This window comes from Delftia sp. UME58, from assembly GCF_014170385.1.
Taxonomy (GTDB): domain Bacteria; phylum Pseudomonadota; class Gammaproteobacteria; order Burkholderiales; family Burkholderiaceae_C; genus Comamonas; species Comamonas acidovorans.
This window is the reverse complement of sequence record NZ_LZZV01000055.1, coordinates 220378-234511: the sequence shown is the minus strand read 5'-3', so window position 1 is coordinate 234511 and position 14134 is coordinate 220378. Positions and strand designations below refer to the sequence as shown.

Here is a 14134-nt window from a genome sequence, read left to right as displayed (position 1 = left end):
CCGCATGAACGCACGACACCCCCAGATCGCGGCCGAGCAGGCCACATCCCTGACCGCCACTGCGGCCGCCGGCGAATCCGGCTATCCCGCGCGCTGGACTTCCAAGCGCCGCGACTTCCTGCGCATGCTGGGCTACGGCACCGGCGTGGCCACGCTGGGGCCGCTGCTGGCCGCCTGCGGCAGCAGCAACGCCCAGACCTCGGCCGAGGCCCTGCGCGAGCAGCTCATGCGCGACGAGGCGTTCTGGACGGACGTGCAGAACATGTTCATCCTCAAGCCCGAGAAGACCTACATGAACATCGGCACGGCCGGCTCCATGCCCAAGCTGGTGCTCGATGTGTTCGATACCGAAAACCGCAAGAAGGCTGCCGACTCGGGCAACGGCTACAGCAATCTGCTGGACCTGCGCAAGCAGGTGGCGCCGGGCTTTGGCGTGGATGCCGACGAACTGGCCTTCTCGGCCAATACCTCCTCGGGCATGTGCCACGCCATCCTGGGCATCGACTGGCAGCGCGGCGACGTGGTGGTCACCACCAACCACGAGCACGGCGGCGGCGACACGCCCCTGAAGATCGCCCAGGACCGCTACGGCATCGAGGTCTCGCGCATTGCCCTGCCCGTGGGCAACAACCAGACGGCCGCCACCTACGTGAACCTGTTCGACGAGCGCATCCGCGCGCTCAAGGCCCAGGGCAAGCGTGTGCGCGCCATGATGTGGTCCTCTCCCACCTACAAGACCGGCACCATGCTGCCCATTGCCGACCTGATGGGCGTGGTCAAGGCGCATGGCCTGATCAGCATCGTGGACGGCGCCCACCTGCCGGGCATGATGGCCTACAACTATGCGGAGCTGGGCATGGACTTCATGTCCGGCGCGGGCCACAAGTGGCAGTGCGGCCCGGGCTCGACGGGCATCCTCATCATCCGCAACAAGATGCGCGCCTCCAACCCGCTGCCCCTGCCCAAGTGGTACCCGGTGCACACCAGTGCCTACCCGGCGCTGGAGCGCACGACCACGGCCAAGGAGACCTACGACATCGCCGCCTCGGTCACCTCCTGCGGCAGCGTGCACACGCCCATGTTCCTGGCGCTGGCCCAGGCCTGCTCGCAGTGGGACAGCATCGGCCGCAAGAAGATCGAGACCTATGACCTGACGCTGTCGTCCTACCTCAAGGAAAAGATCGTCGAGCGCTGGGGCGTGGACTCGCTGTACTCGCCCAAGGACGATCCCAAGCTGCTGTCGGCGCTGACCTGCTTCAACCCGTTCCAGAACAAGGACGACGTGATGAACGGGACCAAGTCATCGACCTTCGTGGCGCGCATGCTCAGCGACTATCCGCAGGGCTTCGTGATCCGCAACTCCAACTTCCCCGTGATCGGCGCGGCGGCAGAGCACTACGGCGTGCGCGTCTCCACGCACCTGTGGCATGACGCGCGGGACATCGATCTGCTGGTGGATGCGATGTGGGATTTGTCTAGAAAGATGGCTTGACCCCCTGAGCCGCTTCGCGGCTACCCCCTTCTCGCTTCGCGGAGGGGGACGACACCCTCGCTGCGGGGCGGCCCTTGCTCGGTGTCCCTCGCGTTGGGCCATGCTTGTGTTGGGGGCGTGCTTTCTGGCGCGGAGCGCTGTCCGCAGCCTTTCATCGTCAGCCGGGCTGTCCTTCGTCGCGGATGGCGGCGCGGACCTGGGGGAGCTGGCGGCGCGAGACCATGAGCAGTTCGGGGATGCCGTGCAGGCGCAGGGCCCAGCCTTCGCCTTCGGTGGGGTCGTCGTGGCGCTCCAGGCTGCGCAGGGCGCTGCGGGCGACAAGTGCGTTGCGGTGCACGCGCAGCAGGTGGTCGGCGTGGCGGGTTTCCAGGTCGGCCAGGGCGCCGTCGAGGATGTAGCTGCGGCCCACGGTGCGCACGGTCACGTACTTCTGTTCGGCCTTGAGGTAGAGCACTTCGGACAGGGGCAGGCGCACGGTGGTGCCCCGGTCCTGTATCAGCAGCACGGGGCCGCTGTCGCGCTCTGCCGTCTGGTGCACCGCCGTGCGTGCAGCCTTGGCCAGGGCCTGCTGCAGGCGCTCGCGCCGCACAGGCTTGGTCAGGTAGTCGGCGGCGTCCAGGTCGAAGGCCTCGACCGCATGGCCGGCATGGGCGGTGACGAAGACCACGGCGGGCGGCAGCGGCAGGCGGCGCAGTGCGTGCGCCAGGGCCAGGCCGTCCTGGCCCGGCATGTGGATGTCCAGCAGCGCCAGTTCCACGGCGCGCGGGCCCGGTGACTGCAGCACGGCCATGGCCTGGCGCGCGTCCGCCGCCTCGCTGACCTGGTGCGGGCCGCTGCCCGTGCAGGCTTGCACATCGGCCAGCAGGGTGCGCAGCCGCGCGCGGGCCAGGGCTTCGTCGTCAACGATCAGGATGTGCATGGTCCTTCTTCTTCGATACGGTCTTCGTGGGAGGGCTGGCAGGCGCAGCCAGCGGCAGGCTGATGCGCACCACGAAATGGCCCTTGAGCGTGCGCGCCGTGAGGTGGGCCTGCAGGTCGTGCAGCAGCGACAGCCGGGCGCGCACATTGGCCAGCGCAATGCCGTTGCCGCGTGTGCCAGCTGCGCTGGCGGAATCGGTCTCGGTGGGCAGGGTGTTGGTGATGCGCACCTCCACCAGATCGCCACGGCGCTCGGTGCGCACCTGCAGCTTGCCGCCGCGCGCGCTGGGCTCCACGCCATGGCGTATGGCGTTCTCCACCAGGGGCTGCAGCAGCAAGGGCGGCAGCAGGGCGCCATGGGCGCCGGGGTCCAGTTGCCAGCGCACCTGCAGCCGGTCGCCGAAGCGCACCTGCTCGATGGCCAGGTAGCGCTGGGCCAGCTCGATCTCCTCGGCCAGCGTGGTCGTGCTGTGCGGCTCGGCCAGCGCGTAGCGGAACAGGTCGCTGAGGTCTTCCAGCAGGGCCTCGGCCTTGGCGGGCTCGGCGCGCACCAGGGCGATGGCGCTGTTGAGCGTGTTGAACAGGAAATGCGGTCGTATGCGCGACTGCAGCTCGGCCAGCCGCGCCTGCGTGTCGGCGGGGGTGTGGCCGCGTGCGCGCAGCACCAGGGCGGCCACCAGCAGGGCCGCCAGCAGTCCGCCGGACATGGCACTGGCCAGCCAGGGTGCGCTGGTGCCGCCGGCCAGTTGCAGCATGGCGCAGGCATACAGCCCGGCCGCCATGCCCAGCAGCACGCCGGCCGCATACTGCCCGGTGGAGGGCAGGCGCTGCAGCGGGTGCTTGAGCAGGCAGGCGGCCACCAGCCAGACCAGGGTGCCGGGCAGGCTGGCGCCGGTCAGCAGGGCCATGTTCTCCAGCCACTGCAGGGGCGAGTCGGCGCCGAACATCGCAGCCGTGGCCGCCACGGCCTGCACGAAGAGCACGGCGCGCAGCACCACGCCGACGTTGCAGGCGTCGAAGACCAGCGCCGGGTGCGGGGCGTATGGCGGCGGGGTGGCCGGCGGCGGGGCGGTCGGTGGTGAAGGCGGCACGTGCGGGCTGGCGGTCGGACAGGATGGGCGCGGCCCACGGGCCGCATGCCCCGGATTATGGTCATGCGCCGGCGCACTGGCCAGCGCCCGGCGCCCCGTGCCGCCCCTGGCCGGGCAAGGCGTCAGTTGCCCTGGGCTCCGGAGATGCGCACCACCCTGGCCCATTTTTCGTTCTCCGACTTCACGTAGGCCAGGAACTCGGCGGGCGTGGAGGTGCGGATGGTGACGCCACGCTCCTGCAGTCGGCTGCGGACCTGCGGCGTGTTCACGCTGGAGACGATGGCCTTGTGCAGGCTGTCCAGGATCGGCTGGGGCAGTCCCGCCGGTGCCATGACGCCCACCCAGGCATCGACCACCATGTCGGGCAGCCCCGATTCGATGGCCGTGGGAACCTCGGGCAACTGGGCGACGCGCTCGCGCGAAGTGATGGCCAGCGGCCTGAGCTTGCCCGACTGCACGAGGCCGAGCGCGGAAGGCAGGTTGTCGAACATCACGTCGAGCTGGCCTCCGACCAGATCGGTGAGCGCGGGCGCGCTGCCCTTGTAGGGCACGTGGGTCAGGTCCACGCCGGTCAGGATCCGGAAGTACTCGCCGGTCAGGTGGGGGGAGGTGCCCGGTCCCGGCGAGCCATAGTTCATGGGCTGTTGCGCCTTGCGCGCCAGGCTGATCCACTCGCCCAGGGTTTTGGCGGGCGTGGAGGGATTCACCAGCACCAGGTTGGTGTAGTAGCCGATCTGGCTGATCATGGTGAAGCCCTTGATATGGTCGAAGGGCAGGTTCTTCTGCAGCACCGGGTTGATGCCGTGGGTGGCCAGGGTGCCCAGGTAGATGGTGTAGCCGTCGGGCGCTGAGCCCGCGACGAACTGCGAGGCGATGTTGCCTCCCGCGCCAGGCCGGTTTTCCACCACGATGGGCTGCCTGAGCGTCTCGGACATCTGCGCCGCGACGATGCGCGTGACCAGGTCCGTGGAGCCGCCCGGGGGAAAGCCCACGATGAACTTGATGGGCCTGGCGGGGTAGTCCTGGGCCTGCGCCGCGGGGCTGGCGGCGAGCAGTCCGCCGGCCAGCATGGCCAGGCCTGTCTGGATGAGGGTGCGCTTTTGCATGTCTTGGTCTCCTGCGGGTGCCAGCGGCTTCATGGCGCGCTGTATTTCTGGATGAATTCATTCCTGAGCTGGCGCTTTTGCACCTTGCCCAGGGTATTGCGCGGCAACTGCTCCACGATGTGGATGGCCTTGGGCGTGCGTACCGCGCCCAGCTTCGCGCGCACATGGCTGCGCAGTTCCTCGGCGCTGGCCTGGCGCCCCTGGCGCAGTTCCACCGCCGCCTCCACGCGTTCGCCCCAATGGGCATCGGGAATCCCGAAGACCACGCTTTCGGCGACGTCTGCGTGCTGGGACAGCGCCTCCTCGACATCGCCGGGGTAGACGTTGAAGCCGCCCGAGATGACGACGTCCTTGGACCGGCCCTTGATGAACAGGTAGCCCTGGTCGTCGAGGTGGCCGACATCGCCCGTGCGCAGCCAGCCGTCGGACAGCACCGCCTCTGTCTCCTCTGGCATGCCGAGGTAGCCGCTCATCAGCAGGTCGCCCCGGGCCACGATCTCGCCGGACTCGAACGGCGGGCAGAGCCGGCCGTCCCTGTCCATGACGGCCAGCCGCGTCAGTGGCCCCGCGCGGCCGGCACTGCCCAGCCTGGCGTCATCGGCGCCGGCATGGCCGGGCATGCCGGCGATGATCACCGGTGCCTCTGTCAGCCCGTAGGTGACGCCCACCACCGGCCCCAGCAGGGTCCGCGCCTGGCGCAGCCTCTGCAAGGTGGCGCCGGCCCCGCCATACAGCAGGTTGCGCAGCCCGGGCAGGGGACGTGGCCGTTCGGCCTGCAGGTCCAGCAACTGGTAGAGCAGGGTGGGCGGTACCCAGCAGCCCGTGGCCTGGTGCGCGTGCAGCGCATCCAGCAGCCGGTCGGCCTTGGCTCCGTCCATGATGACCAGGCAGCCCCCGGCCGCGAGCACGGGCAGCACGAAGGTGCCCGCGCCGTGCGTCATCGGCGGGCCGAGCACGAAGCGCTCGTCCGGTGTGAACCCGAACACCTGCATGAGCGAGGAGACCATGGTGTTCAGGCAGCGCACCGACTGCAGCACGGCCTTGGGACGTCCCGAGGAGCCTCCCGTGAACTTGATGGCCATGGTGTCTTCGCCGCCGGCCTCCTCGATCCGGGTTTGCAGGCCCTGGCATTGCGCGAACTCCGGCGTCTGTCCGGGGACGGGAGCCAGATGGATCACGGGAATGTCCAGGCCCCGGGCCAGTTCGCGGGCGCTGCCATCCAGCACGACCAGGTCGGGCCGGGCCGTGTCCATCTGCTGGCGCAGCTCGGGCTGGGGATTGCCGGGTGTGAGCGGCACCAGCACGCCGCGGCAGTGGTAGGTGGCGAGAATGCACACCAGCATGGCCAGGCTGTTGTGGCTGGCGAGCGCCACGGTCGGGCGGGCGCGGCCCGAGACTCGCTGCAGGGCTGCGGCCGCGGCATGGACCTGCCGGGCCAGGTCGCCATGGCTCAGGCGCCCGGCGATGGAGCCGTCGGCGGCCAGCTCGATGGCGGCATCGGCGTCGGGCTGTCGGCGCACGCCGGCCCAGAGGAAGTCTATGGGCGTCATGGGCGGCCTTCCCAGGGGTTGTCGAGGACGGTGACCACGGCGGCCGCATCCTCGACGCGCAGGAAACCGCCGCCGTTCTCGGCCACCGCGATCCGGGCGCCGCGCACCTGGCGCGCGCCGGCTTCCCCGCGCAGCTGCGTGACCAGCTCATGCAGCTGTATGAGGCCCGTGGCGGCGATTGGATGCCCCTTGGAGACCAGGCCTCCCGAGACGTTGACCGGGCACTCGCCGCCCAGGGTGGTGGCGCCGCTGGCCGTGTAGGGGCCGCCTTCGCCGCGCGCGCACAGGCCCAGGTTCTCGATCTGCAGGATCTCGGCGAAGCTCGAGGCATCGTGCACTTCCACGACATCGATCTGGCCGGCCGAAATGCCCGCAGCGCCGTAGGCACGCCCGGCCGCAAGGCTGACGCAATGGGCTGCCAGCGCCTCGGCGGGCCGGTGCGTGGCGCTGGACACACCCATGCCCCGGATGCGCACCGCGCGGGCGCGGGCGATCCTGTCAAGCGCCCGTTCGCTGCACACCACGGCGGCCGCGGCACCGTCGGAGATCGGCGCGCACATGGCCCGGGTCAGAGGCCAGGCGATGGGCGGTGTATCGAGCACGTCCTGCACGCTCATGGGCGTGCGGTACTGTGCCAGCGGGTTCAGCGCCGAATGCCCGTGGTTCTTCGCGGCCGCATGCGCGAAATGCGCCTGCGTCGTCCCGTACATCTTCATGTGCATGCGGGCGAGCGAGGCATACACGTCCATGAAGAAGCTCTGCTGGCGCCAGTCGCCGCCCCCGGCCGTGGCCGGCCCCACGCCCGCCCCCAGGTGCTGCAGCGCATCCCAGGTGCCCTGCATATCATGGACATCCGTGCCCCCGAAGAAGGCTTCCATCATGGCCTGGCGCTTTTCCGGGTAGTACATCTTCTCCGTTCCCGCCACCAGCACCACGTCGTGCAGTCCCGCCTTGACTGCGGCATAGGCCAGGTACAGCGCCGAGCTGGAGCTGGCGCAGGCGTTCTCGACGTTGAAGATCGGCAGGCCGCCAAAGCCCATGGCCGTCAGGGCGCACTGGCCGCGGATGGAGTTCTGCCCCTCCATCTGTCCCTGGCGCACGTTGGCGAACCAGGCTGCATCCATGTCGCCCTGCGACAGGCCCGCATCGGCCAGCGCCGCCGTCACGGCCTCGCGCGTCAGCTGCTTGACCGATTGGTCCGGATGCCGGCCCAGCCGGGTGTGCGCAATGCCTGCGATGAAAACTTCCATATGCCTTCCTGTCTCCTTGGGTTTTCTTCCAGAATGTGGAAGCCTTGATGCCCGACTTGCCATTCCGCCTGAAGGCAAGAATAGAATTTGTCGCTGGTTCAACCACAAACTTCCAGCATTTGGAAAATGGCACACGGAACGCAAACGCTGGAACGCGGGGTCGAGCTGCTCAAGCTCGTGGCGGCTCACCATCCGTCGGGGGTCCGGCTGACGGATCTGGTGCAACTCAGCGGGTTGGAGCCTCCCACCGTCCACCGGCTGCTGGCCAGTCTGGTGCGGGAGGGGCTGGTGGGCCAGCAGGAGACGGGCAAGCGCTACGTGCTGGGCCGGTACTGCGGGCAACTGGCGAAGGCGGCCGCCCATGAGGCGCCCATCCAGGAAACCTACGGGCCGCTGCTCGAGCAGATTGCCCAGGACACGGGCGATGCCACCTTCCTGGTGGTGCAAAGCGGTTTCGATACCTTGTGCATTGCGCGCGCCATCGGCACCTACATGATCCAGGCGCTGGCCGTCAGCGTCGGGCACCGCCAGCCCATAGGCGTGGGCGCAGGAGGGCTGGCCATGCTGGCGCAAATGCCCGCGCGCGATGCCGAGGCCCTGATCCGCGCCAACCGGGACCGGCTGGCCTACTACCGCAACCTGACCGATTCGGCCCTGCGCGACATGGTCCGGCAGGCCCGCAGTGCCGGGCATGCGGTGATCGGCAACTATGCCGTCTCGGGCGTCGTGGGCGTGGGCGTGGCGTTGCGCGATCCGCTGGGCAACATCGTCGGCGGCATCAGCGTGGCTTCGATCAAGCAGCGCATGGGCCGCGAACGCCAGGAGCAGGTGGCGCGCCGCATGCGCGCGCTGATGGCGCGGCATGGGGCCGGGGGCCTCTAGGGGAGCACCCCATGCCCGCCTGAACAGGCCCCTGGACGCGTCGGCCTGGTGCGGACCGATAGAATCCAGGTTTCCTGCTTTGCGCGGCCGCGTTGCCGTCCGCGGTTTTTCGACGCCCGTCGCCCTCACATGTCTGCCAATCAACCAACGTCCGCCTCGCACAACCAGCTCGACACCAAGGCCCAGGCCTGGTCCGCCCTCTTTGAGGAGCCGATGAGCGATCTGGTCAAGCGCTATACCTCCAGCGTGTTCTTCGACAAGCGCCTGTGGCAGGCCGACATCACGGGCAGCCTGGCGCATGCCGAGATGCTGGCGGCCAAGGGCATCATCGCCGCCGCCGACCACGAGTCCATCCGCAAGGGCATGGCGCAGATCACGCAGGAGATCGAGTCCGGCCAGTTCGAGTGGAAGCTCGACCTGGAAGACGTGCACCTGAACATCGAGGCCCGCCTGACCCAGCTGGTCGGCGACGCCGGCAAGCGCCTGCACACAGGCCGCAGCCGCAATGACCAGGTGGCCACCGACGTGCGCCTGTGGCTGCGCGGCGAGATCGACCTCATCGAGGGCCTGCTGGGCGAGCTGCAGCTGTCCCTGGTCGAAGTGGCCGAGAAGAACGTGGACGTGATCCTGCCCGGCTTCACCCACCTGCAGGTGGCCCAGCCCGTGAGCTTCGCCCACCATCTGCTGGCCTATGTGGAAATGTTCAAGCGCGACGCCGAGCGCATGCTGGACCTGCGCCGCCGCGTCAACGTGCTGCCGCTGGGCAGCGCCGCCCTGGCCGGCACCACCTACCCGCTGGACCGCGAGCGCGTGGCCCGCACCCTGGGCATGGAAGGCGTCTGCCAGAACTCGCTGGACGGCGTCAGCGACCGCGACTTCGCCATCGAATTCACCTCGGCCGCCAGCCTGTGCATGGTGCACGTGAGCCGCCTGTCGGAAGAGCTGATCATCTGGATGAGCCAGAACTTCGGCTTCATCCGCATCGCCGACCGCTTCACCACGGGCTCGTCGATCATGCCGCAGAAGAAGAACCCCGACGTGCCCGAGCTGGCACGCGGCAAGACCGGCCGCGTGGTCGGCCACCTGATGGGCCTGATCACCCTGATGAAGGGCCAGCCCCTGGCCTACAACAAGGACAACCAGGAAGACAAGGAGCCGCTGTTCGACACGGTGGACACCCTGAAGGACACGCTGCGCATCTTCGCCGAGATGATCGGCGGCCAGGCCGACCCGGCCACGGGCGGCAAGAAGGGCGGCATCACCGTCAACGCCGAAGCCATGCGCGCCGCCGCGCTCAAGGGCTACGCCACGGCCACCGACCTGGCCGACTACCTGGTCAAGAAGGGCCTGCCCTTCCGCGATGCGCACGAGACCGTGGCCCATGCCGTCAAGCTGGCCTCGCAAAAGGGCGTGGACCTGACCGAGCTGCCACTGGCCGAACTGCAGGCCTTCAACCCCGGCATCGAGGCCGATGTCTTCGAAGCGCTCAGCCTGGAAGGCTCGCTCAATGCGCGCAACACACTGGGCGGCACGGCGCCGGCCCAGGTGCGCAAGCAGCTCGCTGGCCACCAGGCGCGCTTGAATGCACGCCTGAACGCACGCCTGGGCTGATCCCCCCGTTCGCCGGAGCCACGCCATGACATCCTCCCGCCGCCAACTGCTGACCGGGGCGCTGCGCGCTGCCGGCGCAGTGACAGCCGTTGCCGCCTCGTCGGCCCTGGCTCCGCTGGCCTGGGCACAGCCCGGGCAGGCCATACGCATCCTGGTGGGCTTTCCGCCGGGCGGCGGCACGGATGCCATCGCGCGCCTGCTGGCCGACCGGCTCAAGGACGTGCTGGGCACCACGGTGCTGGTGGACAACCGCCCTGGCGCGGGCGGGCAGATCGCGGCGCAGCAGCTCAAGGCGGCTGCGGCCGACGGCCACACGCTGTTCCTCACGCACGACCACACCATCTCCATCCTGCCCCAGGTGGTGAAGAAGCCGGGTTTCGACCCTGCCCATGACTTCGTTCCCGTGGCCGGCTTTGCCACCTTCGTGAACGCGCTGGCGGTCTCCGCCAACACGCCGGCGCACAACCTCGCCGAGTATGTGGAGTGGGTGCGCCAGGGCGCAAAGCGCGGCAGCATCGGCATTCCCGCGCCGGCCTCCACGCCGGAATTCCTGGTCAGGCTGCTGGCCGAGCACTACAAGCTGGACCTGGTGGCCGCGCCCTACCGGGGCAGCGCGCCCATGCTGGCCGACATGCTGGGCAACCAGATTCCTGCCGGCATCGCCTCGGTGCAGGACCTGATGGAAAACCACAAGGCCGGCAAGCTGCGCGTGATCGGCGTGCTGGGCACGCGCCGCCAGGCCACCATGCCCGAAGTGCCCACGCTGGCCGAGCAGGGTGTCAAGGGCTTCGAGGACACGCCCTACTACGGCATCTACGCGCCGCGCGGCACGCCCCAGGCCTTCGTCGACCGCTTCTCCGCCGCCGTGGCCGCCGTGCTCAAGCAGCCCGATGTGCACGAGCAGCTCACCGCCCTGGGCCTGACCGTGGGCCATATGCCGCCCGCACAGTTGGCCGAGCGCGAGCAGGCCTATACCCAGGTCTGGAAACGCATCATCCGGACCAGCGGCTTCCAGCCTCAGTAAGCGCGCGTCCAGCGGTCCCGCATGTTCTACGCGATTCCGCTGGAGGACCGGCCCCGCTGGAGCAATCCGCCGTGGATGACGCTGCTGATCATCCTCGTGAACGTGCTGGTGTTCTTCGGGCCGCAGCGTTCCGAGGAGCGCGCCCAGCAGGCGGCGGCGCAGTTCTATGCCGCCAGCGCGCTGCCGGGCATCGAGTTGCCGCGCTTCGTGGACTGGCTGGAGCGCACGGATTCGCCCATTGCCAAGCAGGCGAAGGTGCTGCAGAAAAAGGGCCTGGTCGAGCCGCTGCTGCAGCGCATGGAGCAGGAGCCCGCCTTCCTGGCGCTGCTGCGCAGCGGCCAGATCGTTGTGGCCAGCGATCCTCTGCACGGGCAGTGGCAGACGGACCGCAGCCGCTACGAGGCCTTGCAGCCGCCGCCCTTCACCACGCGCTGGGCGCAGGACTATGGCGAGGACGCGCCGCTGCGCCCGGTGACCTGGATCACGTCGGCCTTCCTGCATGCCAGCACGGGCCATCTGGTCGGCAATATGCTGTTTCTCTTCATGTTCGGCTTTTCGGTGGAGCTGGCACTGGGGCGGGCCACCTATCTGCTGTTCTATCTGCTGGGGGCTGTCGGGGCTTCGCTGCTGTCCTCCTGGGTCCATGGGGGTGCGGGCGTCTATGCTCACGGGCTGGGCGCTTCGGGCGCGGTCGCAGCGCTGATGGGCATGTACGCCGTCATGTACCGGCTGCGGCGCATCCGCTTTTTCTACCAGTTGTTCTTCTACTTCAACTACGTCACGGCACCGGCCCTAATCCTGTTGCCGGCCTGGATTGCGAATGAAGTGCTGCAGCACTTCTTCAGCGGTCGGGGCGTGGACTACATGGCCCACCTGGGCGGCCTGCTCACAGGCGCAGCCCTGATGGCCCTGCATCTGCGCCGCAAGCCACGGGCGGCGTTGGCGGGCCGCCATTCGGCGCCGGACGATGGCTTCGACGCACATGTCGCCAACGCGCGACGCCTGGGCCAGGCGCTGGACATGGAGGGCGCCCTGCGCGCCTGGCGCGCCGCAGCCCAGCTGCGGCCTGCCGACACCGAGGTGCTGCGCGCCTGGTTTGCCGCAGCCCGCTATGTGCCTGCCAGCGAGGACTTCCACCGTGCGGCCCGGCGCATCTTCAGGCTGCCGGCCCGTGATACCGCCACCCTGGCCTGGCAGCACGCCAGCTACCGCATCTACCTGGACCTGGCCCGCCCAGGCGCCAGGATCGCGCCCGAGGACATGGCCAGGCTGGTGCGCCGCTTCACGCGTGCCCGTGCGTTCGACGATGCCGAGAAGCTGTGCCACGCGCTGCTGCAGGCAGCACCCGGCCAGCCGGGCCTGGGCGAGACGCTGTGCCTGCTGGTCAACGGCCTGCTGCAGCAGGGGCTGGCACAGCGCGCCCGCGCCTGGCTGCCACAACTGCAGCGCTGGGCGCCCGATGAGGCCGTGACCCGGCTGTTGCTCGACCGGCAGGCCCGGTCCCAGGCCACGGCGTGATCAGTGCGGGGCCAGGCGCGGGTCCGGTCCCTGTTCCGGTTCCGGGTCACGCAGCAGCCACCGCACCTCCTGCGTGGCCTCGCTGTCGGGATGGCGCGCCTGCAGCGTGGCCAGGATGCCCTGGGCCATGTCCCGGCGCCCGAAGCCCTGCAGCATCAGGCGCGCCGCCAGTTCATAGGCATGGGGCACGGCGGCATGGCCCTTGAAGCGTTTGTCGAAGCCCGAGATCAGGGTCAGCGTCGCCTGTGCATCCCCCGCGCGCCAGGTGCTGCGCGCCAGGGCCAGTGTCTGGTCGGCATCGTCCAGCGCAAAGCTCGCTTCCTTGGCGCGGCAGGCCTGGAACACCTTGAGCGCCTCGGTGGTCTGGCCCTGGCGCAGCAGCAGGGCGATGAAGCGCCGGCCGTGGTCCAGCAGCGTGGCCGTCTTGTCCGACAGCAGCAGCAAGCGGTGGTAGCGGCGCTGGGCATGCGTGTCGTCGGGGTGGGTGCGCTGGTCCTCGTAGGCCAGGCCCAGCGCGGCGGCCAGGTCGCCAGCGGCCACGTGCTCGGCCACGTCCTCGTCCAGCTGCTGGCGGGCGATCTGTTCGGGCGTGCGCGCAGGCGCCCCGTCGGGCCCGCTGTCTGCCTGGGGCACGGCGTCGATGCCCAGAGCCTCATGGTGCTGGTACATCACATAGCCCAGCAGGCTGGCCATGACCCAGCCGAAATAGATCATGGCGAAGTTGAACAGCGGCAGCAGGATCAGCCCGCTGAACACCGGCAGCAGCAGTGACATGGCGATCTGCGCACCGCTGCTCAACAGGAACAGAAAAAAGCACAGCAGCGCATAGGGCTTGCCGATGATGCGCACCGTGTCCAGGATCAGCAGCGGATTGAGTGCGGAGAAAAAGCCCGTCGTCTGCACCAGCACGATGATGCTGGCCGGCAGCAAAAAGGACAGCAGCAGCAGGGCCAGCTGCGCCATGCCCAGGCTCACCCGCGCACACCATCCGACGATGATGCCGTGCACCACCAAAATGGCGAACAGTTTCCAGGGCAGATGGGTCCAGTCCGGGTCCAGGTGGCGAGGATAGTCCGCAGCGCGCGATATGCCCTGCGAACCCAGCGCTGCCACCTTGAAACCATAGCGGCTGGCGGCCAGCAGGATACCGATCTGCACCAGCCCGATGGCCAGGGGTGCGGGCAGGAAGAACAGCGCCTTGAACAGCAGGCTGCCCAGCGACAGCAGCAGCGCATAGCCCAGCGGCTGTGACTGGAACGGAAAGGCGAAGAACTGGTTGATCCGGTGCCAGAACGGCTGAGGCACGGCAACGTGGTTCGGCTTCATGGACGGACTCTCTCCCTGTGTTGTATCCGCGCAGTATAGGTAGCACGCTGTATGTAGTCTGACGGGGCCTGTGGTGGGAGGTGAGCCCTGTGATCGCACGGATATGACGTGTTGATGCGCCGATGTCTTACAGATGGATACACCGCAGACCCGGTTCCGGGCACCCGCAGCAGGGCCTGCAGCGGATGCGGGCCGGTATCATCCTGCGCAGTGGTTTTCAGCCGCAGCGGATGCGGCCCTGCATTCGGTGCATGCGGGCGACAGGCCAGCGCCTTGTTCCAGCCCTTGCCGCCGAGCCCTGCCTGCAGCGCAGGGTTTTTCATTTGCATTTGCAGCGTGTCATGCGGGCAGCTCGCATCGCAGTGC

At 68.8% G+C, this 14134-nt stretch carries 11 protein-coding genes; 5 read left to right on the top strand and 6 right to left on the bottom strand.

The genetic code is table 11. From position 1 onward, the window contains the following. Positions 1–4 precede the first annotated feature (4 nt). Complete coding sequence (locus A9976_RS16615) at positions 5–1492, top strand: aminotransferase class V-fold PLP-dependent enzyme (RefSeq protein WP_183019906.1); 1488 nt, start codon at positions 5–7, stop codon at positions 1490–1492. A gap of 157 nt (positions 1493–1649) precedes the next feature. On the opposite strand, the gene A9976_RS16610 is transcribed toward A9976_RS16615, so the two are convergent. From A9976_RS16610 to A9976_RS16590, 5 genes are all read right to left on the bottom strand, one after another. Then, positions 1650–2411 (bottom strand): LytTR family DNA-binding domain-containing protein, encoded by a 762-nt coding sequence (locus A9976_RS16610; RefSeq protein WP_183019905.1) that lies wholly within the window; start codon positions 2409–2411, stop codon positions 1650–1652. Beyond that, positions 2392–3501: a histidine kinase gene (locus tag A9976_RS16605; RefSeq protein ID WP_183019904.1), complete on the bottom strand. Its 1110-nt coding sequence runs from the start codon at positions 3499–3501 to the stop codon at positions 2392–2394. Before A9976_RS16605 ends, A9976_RS16610 begins: the two co-directional genes overlap by 20 nt. Before the next feature lie 122 nt (positions 3502–3623). Next, complete coding sequence (locus A9976_RS16600; protein ID WP_183019903.1) at positions 3624–4607, bottom strand: tripartite tricarboxylate transporter substrate binding protein; 984 nt, start codon at positions 4605–4607, stop codon at positions 3624–3626. Positions 4608–4636: 29 nt separating this feature from the next. Next, the gene (locus A9976_RS16595) at positions 4637–6157 is read right to left on the bottom strand and encodes a class I adenylate-forming enzyme family protein (RefSeq protein WP_183019902.1); all 1521 of its coding nucleotides are present in this window, start codon (positions 6155–6157) and stop codon (positions 4637–4639) included. Further along, positions 6154–7407: a thiolase family protein gene (locus A9976_RS16590; protein ID WP_183019901.1), complete on the bottom strand. Its 1254-nt coding sequence runs from the start codon at positions 7405–7407 to the stop codon at positions 6154–6156. The genes A9976_RS16595 and A9976_RS16590 overlap by 4 nt, the downstream gene beginning before the upstream one ends. Positions 7408–7533: 126 nt before the next feature. Between A9976_RS16590 and A9976_RS16585 the strand changes: the two genes are divergently transcribed. The 4 genes from A9976_RS16585 (at position 7534) to A9976_RS16570 (ending at position 12442) form a co-directional block, all read left to right on the top strand. After that, the gene (locus A9976_RS16585; protein ID WP_183019900.1) at positions 7534–8289 is read left to right on the top strand and encodes an IclR family transcriptional regulator; all 756 of its coding nucleotides are present in this window, start codon (positions 7534–7536) and stop codon (positions 8287–8289) included. Positions 8290–8418: 129 nt separating this feature from the next. Further along, entirely contained in the window at positions 8419–9900 is a 1482-nt protein-coding gene (gene argH / locus A9976_RS16580) for an argininosuccinate lyase (RefSeq protein WP_183019899.1), read from the top strand. Between the two features lie 25 nt (positions 9901–9925). Further along, positions 9926–10924, top strand: a complete 999-nt coding sequence (locus A9976_RS16575; protein ID WP_183019898.1) for a Bug family tripartite tricarboxylate transporter substrate binding protein — start codon at positions 9926–9928, stop codon at positions 10922–10924. 21 nt (positions 10925–10945) lie between these two features. Then, positions 10946–12442, top strand: coding sequence for a rhomboid family intramembrane serine protease (locus tag A9976_RS16570; RefSeq protein ID WP_183019897.1), 1497 nt, complete (start codon positions 10946–10948; stop codon positions 12440–12442). On the opposite strand, the gene A9976_RS16565 is transcribed toward A9976_RS16570, so the two are convergent. After that, positions 12443–13768 (bottom strand): tol-pal system YbgF family protein, encoded by a 1326-nt coding sequence (locus A9976_RS16565; RefSeq protein ID WP_183019896.1) that lies wholly within the window; start codon positions 13766–13768, stop codon positions 12443–12445. Positions 13769–14134 lie beyond the last annotated feature (366 nt).

Bases quoted from the DNA above. Each gene is read 5' to 3' on its own strand.
- A9976_RS16615 (WP_183019906.1), top strand. From the start codon at position 5: ATGAACGCACGACACCCCCAGATCGCGGCCGAGCAGGCCACATCCCTG.
- A9976_RS16575 (WP_183019898.1), top strand. From the start codon at position 9,926: ATGACATCCTCCCGCCGCCAACTGCTGACCGGGGCGCTGCGCGCTGCC.
- A9976_RS16595 (WP_183019902.1), bottom strand. From the start codon at position 6,157: ATGACGCCCATAGACTTCCTCTGGGCCGGCGTGCGCCGACAGCCCGAC.
- A9976_RS16600 (WP_183019903.1), bottom strand. From the start codon at position 4,607: ATGCAAAAGCGCACCCTCATCCAGACAGGCCTGGCCATGCTGGCCGGC.
- A9976_RS16565 (WP_183019896.1), bottom strand. From the start codon at position 13,768: ATGAAGCCGAACCACGTTGCCGTGCCTCAGCCGTTCTGGCACCGGATC.
- argH (WP_183019899.1), top strand. From the start codon at position 8,419: ATGTCTGCCAATCAACCAACGTCCGCCTCGCACAACCAGCTCGACACC.
- A9976_RS16590 (WP_183019901.1), bottom strand. From the start codon at position 7,407: ATGGAAGTTTTCATCGCAGGCATTGCGCACACCCGGCTGGGCCGGCAT.
- A9976_RS16570 (WP_183019897.1), top strand. From the start codon at position 10,946: ATGTTCTACGCGATTCCGCTGGAGGACCGGCCCCGCTGGAGCAATCCG.
- A9976_RS16610 (WP_183019905.1), bottom strand. From the start codon at position 2,411: ATGCACATCCTGATCGTTGACGACGAAGCCCTGGCCCGCGCGCGGCTG.
- A9976_RS16585 (WP_183019900.1), top strand. From the start codon at position 7,534: ATGGCACACGGAACGCAAACGCTGGAACGCGGGGTCGAGCTGCTCAAG.